This window comes from Streptomyces flavofungini (assembly GCF_041028215.1).
Lineage (GTDB): Bacteria > Actinomycetota > Actinomycetes > Streptomycetales > Streptomycetaceae > Streptomyces > Streptomyces flavofungini_B.
In genome coordinates this window covers 1-7,641 of sequence record NZ_JASKYR010000350.1, presented here as the reverse complement: position 1 = coordinate 7,641, position 7,641 = coordinate 1, and the positions used below count along the sequence as shown (strand labels likewise).

The 7,641-nt window shown below is 74.3% G+C and carries 8 protein-coding genes; 5 read left to right on the top strand and 3 right to left on the bottom strand.

The annotated features are described in order from the left end of the window. Positions 1-35: 35 nt before the first annotated feature. Positions 36-224, bottom strand: a complete 189-nt coding sequence (locus AB8Z36_RS23070) for a hypothetical protein (protein WP_369215269.1) — start codon at positions 222-224, stop codon at positions 36-38. A gap of 196 nt (positions 225-420) precedes the next feature. On the opposite strand from AB8Z36_RS23070, the gene AB8Z36_RS23065 reads away from it, so the two are divergent. The 3 genes from AB8Z36_RS23065 to AB8Z36_RS23055 all read left to right on the top strand — a co-directional run bounded on the left by AB8Z36_RS23065 (position 421) and on the right by AB8Z36_RS23055 (position 3,210). After that, on the top strand, positions 421-996 hold the full coding sequence (locus AB8Z36_RS23065) for a Clp protease N-terminal domain-containing protein (RefSeq protein WP_369215268.1): 576 nt from the start codon (positions 421-423) through the stop codon (positions 994-996). 69 nt (positions 997-1,065) lie between these two features. Next, positions 1,066-2,094, top strand: a complete 1,029-nt coding sequence (locus AB8Z36_RS23060) for an EamA family transporter (protein WP_440581978.1) — start codon at positions 1,066-1,068, stop codon at positions 2,092-2,094. A 150-nt stretch (positions 2,095-2,244) separates the two neighbouring features. After that, complete coding sequence (locus AB8Z36_RS23055; protein WP_369215266.1) at positions 2,245-3,210, top strand: DMT family transporter; 966 nt, start codon at positions 2,245-2,247, stop codon at positions 3,208-3,210. A 73-nt stretch (positions 3,211-3,283) separates the two neighbouring features. On the opposite strand, the gene AB8Z36_RS23050 is transcribed toward AB8Z36_RS23055, so the two are convergent. After that, on the bottom strand, positions 3,284-4,048 hold the full coding sequence (locus AB8Z36_RS23050) for a pyridoxamine 5'-phosphate oxidase family protein (protein ID WP_369215265.1): 765 nt from the start codon (positions 4,046-4,048) through the stop codon (positions 3,284-3,286). Positions 4,049-4,185: 137 nt separating this feature from the next. Here AB8Z36_RS23050 and AB8Z36_RS23045 point away from each other — a divergent pair, with 137 nt between their 5' ends. Continuing rightward, the gene (locus AB8Z36_RS23045) at positions 4,186-5,517 is read left to right on the top strand and encodes an aminotransferase class I/II-fold pyridoxal phosphate-dependent enzyme (RefSeq protein WP_369215264.1); all 1,332 of its coding nucleotides are present in this window, start codon (positions 4,186-4,188) and stop codon (positions 5,515-5,517) included. Here the strand turns inward: AB8Z36_RS23045 and AB8Z36_RS23040 are convergent. After that, the gene (locus AB8Z36_RS23040) at positions 5,508-6,617 is read right to left on the bottom strand and encodes a DMT family transporter (RefSeq protein ID WP_369215263.1); all 1,110 of its coding nucleotides are present in this window, start codon (positions 6,615-6,617) and stop codon (positions 5,508-5,510) included. The two genes, AB8Z36_RS23045 and AB8Z36_RS23040, sit on opposite strands and share 10 nt — an antisense overlap. Positions 6,618-6,735: 118 nt before the next feature. Between AB8Z36_RS23040 and AB8Z36_RS23035 the strand changes: the two genes are divergently transcribed. Beyond that, the gene (locus AB8Z36_RS23035) at positions 6,736-7,638 is read left to right on the top strand and encodes a LysR family transcriptional regulator (protein ID WP_369215262.1); all 903 of its coding nucleotides are present in this window, start codon (positions 6,736-6,738) and stop codon (positions 7,636-7,638) included. The last annotated feature ends 3 nt before the right edge of the window (positions 7,639-7,641 follow it).

Below are 7,641 nucleotides of genomic sequence, written 5' to 3'. Positions count from 1 at the left end.
TGCAACGGGCCGGGGCTTCGGGGGTACTCGTAGGGTCAGCCGACCCGGCGTATGACCGCCGCGTCGAACAGGTCCGATGCCCTGGGGAAAGGTCCTTCGTCATGGCAGTGCCAGGCGTCCCAGAACAGGTCGGCGGGCAGCGCGTCCTCGGGGGCGTACACCCGGTACACGTACTGCCTGCCGTCGATCGCCGACAGGGCGACCATCCAGCACCTGCTCTCCATGCCCTTCAGACGTGCGGCGGCGCACCATGGTTGCGCTCCGGGCGCGGAGCAAGGCGGCGCGCGCCCCACCGGACGGAACCGTCGAATCTCATCCGTAAGGAGGACAACCATCGCGCCGGTGCCCAACCTGTGTCGGACGCGAAGATGCTTCCCGCCGCCGATGCATATGCCATTGGGGGTTGATGTGGTGGGAGATGTGCAAAGCCGTACCCCGCCGGGCGCAGAACCCGGCCCGATCCGTGCAGAATTCGAGTCCCGGCTCAGCGCCGAGCTGGCTTCCGTGGTGGCCGGAGCGCGCCGCCGGGCGGTGCGCGACGGGGACCGGCAGATCGACACCGCCCATCTGCTGCACTCCCTCCTGGAGTCCGACCCGGAGGTGCGCGCGGTCTTCGAGAACGGCGCCCAGGTGGTGCGCCTCCTCGGCTATCTCGTCCAGCGCAGCATCGGCTACGGCCTCCAGTGGCAGGGCACGGTCGAGGACTCGGGTCCCGTGCCCATGGTGACGTCGGGGAAGGAGACGGGCTGGTCGCCGACCGCCGTCTCCGCGATGGAGCTCGCCCTTGAGCGGGCCGAACCGCGCGGCGACGCGCGGGCGCTCGGCATGGACCTGCTCGCCGGGCTCGTCGCCGACGCCGAGTGCCGCGCCGTGGAAGTGCTCGGGCGGGCGGGGGTCGACGTGGAGAGCCTGCTCCAGCGGGTCGAGGCGGGCTGCCGCCCGTACGCGTCCGGCGACCACGGCTACCTCGGGGGAACGGGCCAGGGGCCCGCGTGAGGCGCCGGGCGTCCGCCGATTGAGACAGGGGTCATCGCGGATGACGCTCATGACACCGCCTGCCATGATGTGCCGGTGCAAGCGTCTCAGGGGATTCAGCAGGGCCCGGAGGGCCTGGAGGGCCACGGCAGGCAGGGGAAGGGCATCGGCCTCGGGCTCGCCCTGGTCTCGGCCGTCGCCTTCGGCGGCTCCGGCGTCGCGGCCAAGCCGCTGATCGAAGCGGGGCTCGACCCTCTCCACGTGGTGTGGCTGCGGGTGGCGGGCGCGGCCCTGGTGATGCTGCCCGTCGCCTGGCGCCACCGCTCGCTGGTGCGGAGCAGGCCCGCGCTGCTCGCCGGATTCGGCCTGCTCGCCGTCGCGGGCGTCCAGGCCTGCTACTTCGCCGCGCTCTCCCGCATCCCCGTGGGCGTCGCCCTCCTCATCGAGTATCTCGCCCCGGCGCTCGTCCTCGGCTGGGTGCGCTTCGTGCAGCGCAAGCCGGTGACACGGGCGGCGGCGCTCGGCGTCGTGCTCGCGGTGGGCGGCCTCGCCTGCGTCGTCGAGATCTGGGCGGGGCTGAGCTTCGACGCCGTCGGACTCCTCCTTGCGCTCGGCGCCGCCTGCTGTCAGGTCGGCTACTTCGTCCTGTCCGACCAGGGGAGCGACGCGGGCGACGCGGCACCCGATCCCCTCGGCGTCATCGCGTACGGACTGCTCGTCGGGACCGCCGTGCTGACGGTCGTGGCGCGGCCGTGGGGCATGGACTGGCAGGTGCTCGCGGGCAGCGCGGACCTGGACGGCTCGTCGGTCCCCGCCTGGGTCCTGATCGGCTGGATCGTGCTCGTCACGACCGTCGTCGCGTACGTCACCGGGGTGCTGTCCGTGCGCAGGCTCTCCCCGCAGGTGGCGGGTGTCGTGGCCTGTCTCGAAGCGGTCATAGCGGCGGCCCTCGCCTGGGTGGTGCTCGGCGAGCACCTCTCCGCGCCGCAGCTCGCCGGGGGTGCCGTCGTCCTCGTCGGCGCGTTCATCGCCCAGTCGGCGCGGCCGGGCGGTCCTGGCGACGGGCGGGACGTCCCGGCATCCGAAACGGAGTTGGTCCGCAGGGGCGGCGCGACCTAGGGTGCGGTCCATGTACGCACGAGCACTCGTTCTCCCGCCTCCCGCCGCCTAGCGCGGGAGGCCCACGGATCACGCCCAGGCCATCGGCCGGGCAAAACGGTGCTGCCCGCAGACGGAGCCATCTGTCCCTCCCCTCTGCGGAGAATTCACGTGTCGAATGCTGTTCTCGGCCTGCCCGTCGGGCGTGGCCTCATCTATCTGATCGTCGCCGGAGTCGCCTGGGGCACGGCCGGTGCCGCCGCCGCGCTCGTCTTCCGGGCCGGCGACCTGGGGCCGGTCGGCCTCTCCTTCTGGCGGTGCGCGGGCGGATTCGTCCTGCTGCTCGCCACCCGCGCGGTGCGGCCGGGCCGCAGGAGGCCTCGCGGGTCCGGCGCGGCCCCCGAGGCGCGGAGCCGCAAGGTCCGCAGGATCGTCGTCACGGGCGTGGCCCTCGCCGTGTTCCAGACCGCCTACTTCGCGGCGGTCCGGTCGACCGGCCTGGCGGTCGGCACCGTCGTCACCATGGGGTCGGGGCCCGTCCTCATCGCCGTCGGCGCGCGGCTGACCATGGGGGAGCGGCTCGGGCGCGGCGGAGTGGTCGCCGTCCTGGGCGCCCTCGCCGGGCTCGCCGTGCTCGTCCTCGGCGGCGGCGGTGCGACCGTACGGCCGCTCGGTGTCGTCTGGGGCCTGGTCTCCGCCGCCGCGTACGCCGCGATGACGCTGGTCACGCGGTGGTGGGGGCGCGACGGCGGTGCGGACTCCGCCGGCACCACGGTCTGGGCGTTCGCGGTCGTCGCCCTCTGCCTGCTGCCCGGCGCCCTGGCGGAGGGCCTGGTGCCGCACACCACCGCCCCCGCGCGCGTGGCCGTCTATCTCCTGTACATCGCCGCCGTGCCGACGGCGGTCGCGTACGCGCTCTACTTCGCGGGGGCGGCCGTCGTCCGCTCCGCCACCGTGTCCGTGATCATGCTCCTGGAGCCGGTGAGCGCCGCCGTCATCGCCGTCGCCCTGCTCGGCGAGGCTCTCACGGCGGCGACCGTCGCGGGCACGGTGCTGATGCTGGCCGCCGTCACGGGGCTCGCGGTGGCGGAGGCGCGGGGCGCGGTGGCGGCGCGGCGCGCGGCGGTGCCGGTCTGAGGGCGCGCCCCGGTCCGAGGCGCCGTCGCCGGTCTGAGGCGCCGCCGCCCCGGTCAGCGCGCGCCGCGGCGCGTCACAGGCCGGTGAGGTAGTCCGGCGCCTCGATGGCCGGGGCGAGGTCGGCGGAGGGGATCAGCGCGTCGTAGCCCCCGCGCAGCGGGACCACACCGGCCCAGTGGGGGAGGCCCATGTCCTCCGGCTCGTCGTTGGGCCCGCCGGTGCGGGCCTTCGCCGACACCTCGTTCAGGTCGAGGCGGAGCACGGCGGTCGCCGCCAGCTCCTTGGCGTTGGCGGGGCGGGAGTCGGCGGCCCGCCCCGGCACGACGTGGTCCACGAGCGCGTCGAGCGCGGCCCGCTTCTCCTCGGGGTCCGTGACCTGGTGGGCGGTGCCGTGGACGACGACCGAGCGGTAGTTGATCGAGTGGTGGAAGGCGGAACGGGCCAGGACGAGGCCGTCGACATGGGTGACGGTCAGGCAGACCTTCAGTCCCGGGTCCTTCTCGTCGGCCTGTGTGCCGCCCGCCATGCGCAGGGGCCGGGAGCCGGTCGAGCCGTGCACGTACAGGCGCTCGCCCACGCGTCCGAAGAGCGTCGGGAGCACGACCGGGGCGCCGTCGCGCACGAAACCGAGGTGGCAGACGTAGGCCTCGTCGAGTATCGCGTGCACCGTCTCGTGGTCGTACGCGGCGCGCTCCTTGGAGCGGGTCGGGACCGTGCGGTCGGTCGGGGCGTAGGCGGCGCTCTCCGGCGCGGCCGTGCCGGGGCCGGTGTCGGTGCGGGTACCGGTGCCGGTAGTGGTGCCGGTGTCCGTGCCGGTGGTGGTGCGCGTCGTCTGCATGGCCTCTCCTGTGCTGAGCCTGGTGCGTGTGGTGGTTCGTGTGGTGGTGCGGGCGGTGGTTCGTGTGGTGGTGCAGGCGGTGGCTCGTGTCGCGGTTCGTGTTGGCATTCGTATTGCACTAGTGCATAATGAAGTTTGTGCTAGGAGAGTATAGGATCGAAGGCCGGCGTGCAGCCGATATCGCGGCCAGTGTCGAGCGGGCCGTGGGCGACGGCGGCCTGGAACCGGGGCAACTGCTGCCTCCCATGCGGGAGTTGGCGACCCGCCTCGGGGTGAATCCCAATACCGTGGCGGCGGCCTACCGCACCCTGCGCGAGCGCGGGGTCATCGAGACGGCCGGACGGCGCGGCAGCCGCGTACGCCCGAAGCCCGCCACGACCGTCCGCGAGCGTGCGCGGGTGAGCGTGCCGCCGGGCGTGCGGGACGTCTCCCAGGGCAATCCGGACCCCAAGCTGCTCCCGCCGCTCGCCGAGGCGTTCGCGCTGGCCGCGGCCGAGGCGGACGCGAAACCCGTCCTCTACGGAGAGGCCGCCGTCGACCCGGATCTGGAACGGTACGTACGCGCGGCGTTCGACGCGGAAGGCGTTCCGGCGGGGCCCGTAGCCGTCACCTCCGGAGCGCTCGACGCCATCGAACGGGTGCTCGCCGCCCACCTGAGGCCGGGTGACGCGGTGGCCGTCGAGGACCCGGGCTGGGGCAGTGTCCTCGACCTCGTCCCCGCCCTCGGGCTGCGCACGTTCCCGGTCGGCGTGGACGACGAGGGCCCGCTCACCGCCGACGTGGAACGGGCGCTGGCGGACGGCGCCCGCGCGCTCATCGTCACCGACCGCGCGCAGAACCCGACCGGTGCCGTCGTCAGCGCCGCACGCGCGCGTGCCCTGCGGGAGGTGCTCGCCGGGCACCCGGACGTGCTGGTCGTCGAGGACGACCACGGCCACGGCATCGTCGACCAGCCGCTGCACCCGCTGGCCGGGGCGGCGCGCCACTGGGCCCTGGTCCGTTCGACCGCCAAGGCGTACGGTCCCGACCTGCGGCTCGCCGTGCTCACCGGCGACCCCGTCACCGTCGACCGGGTGCGGGGGCGCCAGCGGCTCGGGCCCGGCTGGGTGAGCAAGCTGCTCCAGCGTGCCGTCCTGCGGCTGTGGTCCGGTGACGCGGTGGACGCACGCGCGGTGGCCGCCTCCTACGGGCGGCGGCGCGACGCCCTGATCGCGGCGCTCGCGGAGCGGGGCGTGCCCGCGCACGGGCGCAGCGGCATGAACGTATGGGTCCCCGTCCCGGACGAGACGGGTGCGGTGGCGCGGCTGCTGCACGCCGGGTGGGGCGTCGCCCCGGGGGCGCGCTACCGCCTCGCCGCGCCGCCCGGGGTGCGGATCACGGTCGCGGCCCTCGTCGACGAGGAGATCACGGCCGTGGCGGACGCGGTGGCCGCGGCCACGGGGCCCGCTCCCGCGCGGCGCTACGACTGAGCGGTGCTACGGCTGCCGGGTGTGCCTTCAGGGCTGCCGGTGGTACCGGGCCCACGGGAGACGCCACGCGCGCGTGGCCGTGACTGTGTCAGCGCGGCGCCCACCAGGACGATCACCGCGCCGACCGGGGTCGACCAGCTCAGGGTCTCGCCGAGCAGCGCGACGCCCGCGGCGGTGGCGATGACCGGGATGAAGTACGTGACCATCTGGGCGGTGGTCGGGCCGACCTCGGCGACCAGCGCGTACTGCAACTGGAAGGCGAGCCCCGTGCCGAGCGCGCCGAGCGCCGCGACCGCGAGGAGCGGCAGGACGGGAAAGTGCGTGGGGGCGTCGGTGAACAGGGGCGTCACCACGGCCAGTTCGGCGGTCGCGACGAGGAGCTGCGCGCCGGACAGGGAGAGGTTCGAGTGGCCGGAACCGGCCAGCGTGCGGCGTACGTAGATCCAGCCGACCGGGTAGCTGAGCGAGGCGAGCAGGGCGAGGGCCGTGCCGGTGAGGTCGAGGCCGCTGAAGCCCTGCCAGGCGCCGAGCACCGTCAGCACCCCGAGGAAGCCGATGCCCAGGCCCGCGACGCGGCGCCGGTCGGGCCGGTCCTCCGAGAGCGCGACGAGCGAGAGAGCCATGCCCCACAGCGGCGACGTCGCGTTGCAGATGCCCGCGAGCGTCGAGGGAACGGTCAGCTCCGCGTACGCGAACAGGGAGAACGGCAGGGCGTTCAGGAGCAGCGCCGCCACCGCCAGACGCAGCCACGTGCGCGTGCCGCGCGGCAGCCGCTCCCGCTTGACGACCAGGACGGCGACGACGACGGCGGTGCCGAACACGAGCCGCCCCAGGGTGACCTGGAAGGGGGCGTACGCCTGCGTCCCCACCTTGATCAGCAGAAAGCTGAAGCCCCAGATCAGCGAGAGGATGCCGAACCGGACGCGCCAGTCCAGGAGCGTTCCCGGCACGGCGGACGGCGCGGCGGACGGCGCGGCGGATGGCGCGAGCGGCGCGGACGACGTGAGCTGCGCGGACGGCGCGGACGGCGCGGACGACTCCGACTCTGCGGACGGCGCGGAAGGCGGTGCGGGTGGCGCGGGCGTGGTCGGGGAGCTCATGAGTGCCACGATGCGCCCCCTCGATCTCGTAGCACAAGCGAGATTTCTTGCGGAGTACCGCGTAGCATCGCTTACATGTCACACGAGGCCGAGGGGCCTGAGTGAGCCGGGAGGGCCCATGCTGAATCTGGAGCGGCTGCGCACGCTCGACGCGCTGGCGCGGCACGGCTCGGTCGGAGGCGCCGCCGCCGGGCTGCATGTCACGACGTCCGCCGTCTCGCAGCAGATGACCAAGCTGGAGCGCGAGGTGGGCCAGCAGCTCCTGGCCAAGAACGGCCGGGGGGTGCGGCTCACCGACGCCGGGCGGCTGCTCGCCGAGCACGCCGCGCGCATCCTCTCGCAGGTGGAGCTCGCCCAGGCCGACCTGGAGGAGCAGCGCGGCAAGGCGGTCGGCGAGCTGCGGATGTCCGCGTTCCCGACGGCGATGCGCGGTCTGCTGCCCGCCACGCTCACCGCGCTGCGCGCCGAGCACCCGGGGCTGCGGGTGACCTGCCACGAGATGGAGCCGACGCCCGCGGTCGCTGCCGTGGTGCGCGGCGACATCGACATGGCGGTCGTCCTCGACTGGTACAACAAACCGCTGCCGATACCGGAAGGCCTCGCCAAGGCGCCCCTGCTCGACGACCCCGCCGACGTCGCGATGCCCGCCGCGCACCCGCTCGCCGACCGCACCGAGGTGGACCTGGAGGAGCTCGCGGAGGACGAGTGGATCACCTGGGCCGAGGGCGAGTTCTGCCACGAGTGGCTGATGTTCACCCTGCGCGGCAAGGGCATCGAGCCGCGCGTCGCGCACCGCGCGGAGGAGCACCACACCCAGCTCGCCCTGGTCGCCGCGGGCCTCGGCGTCTGCGTGGTCCCGCAGCTCGGCCGCGACCCGATGCCGGCCGGGGTGCGGACGGTCCCGGTGCGGCACCGGGTGCGGCGCCATGTGTACGTGGTGTGGCGGGCGGACGCGGCCCGCCGCCCGTCGATCAGAGCGGCGGCGGAGGCGTTGCGGGCGGCGGGTGCCGGGCTGGGTTAGGGG

What these genes read in the sequence shown, in the direction of transcription:
- AB8Z36_RS23070 (WP_369215269.1), bottom strand. Translation starts at nt 224, where the DNA reads ATGGAGAGCAGGTGCTGGATGGTCGCCCTGTCGGCGATCGACGGCAGG.
- AB8Z36_RS23050 (WP_369215265.1), bottom strand. Translation starts at nt 4,048, where the DNA reads ATGCAGACGACGCGCACCACCACCGGCACGGACACCGGCACCACTACC.
- AB8Z36_RS23040 (WP_369215263.1), bottom strand. Translation starts at nt 6,617, where the DNA reads ATGAGCTCCCCGACCACGCCCGCGCCACCCGCACCGCCTTCCGCGCCG.
- AB8Z36_RS23035 (WP_369215262.1), top strand. Translation starts at nt 6,736, where the DNA reads ATGCTGAATCTGGAGCGGCTGCGCACGCTCGACGCGCTGGCGCGGCAC.